Below are 542 nucleotides of genomic sequence, written 5' to 3' on the forward strand. Positions count from 1 at the left end.
CCTTCCAAATGCAAATAGGGGATAGGCTTAATCAACGGCAATTACTCACTGATTTGGTTGCTCAACATTATCGTCGACAAGATATCAACTTCATTCGTGGCTCCTTTCGTGTCAGAGGGGATATCATTGAAATTTTTCCAGCCCACCTTGAAGATCGTGCTTGGCGCATTTCTCTCTTTGGCGATGAAGTGGAAACGATCACTGAATTTGATCCTCTAACGTGTCAAAAAACAGGCGACCTCCAATCTATTAAAATTTATGCCAATTCACACTACGTAATACCGCGACCAACATTAAATCAAGCAATGAAAGCCATCAAAACGGAATTGGTTCAACGTCTCGATGAATTGAACAAAGCAGGACGTCTTTTAGAAGCACAACGTTTAGAACAGCGTACAATGTTTGATTTAGAAATGTTGGAAACAACCGGCTCATGCGCTGGAATTGAAAATTATTCACGCTACTTAACAGGACGACAGCCTGGTGAACCACCACCAACTTTGTTCGAATATATTCCAAACAATGCTCTCGTTTTTATCGAT

General features: G+C 41.0%; 1 pseudogene. It reads left to right on the plus strand.

The features are described from left to right. A pseudogene (locus ACFIO5_RS13395) lies at positions 1 to 542 on the plus strand (excinuclease ABC subunit UvrB); the annotation flags it as partial.

The sequence above is a fragment of the Bartonella sp. AA86SXKL genome (genome assembly GCF_042196885.1).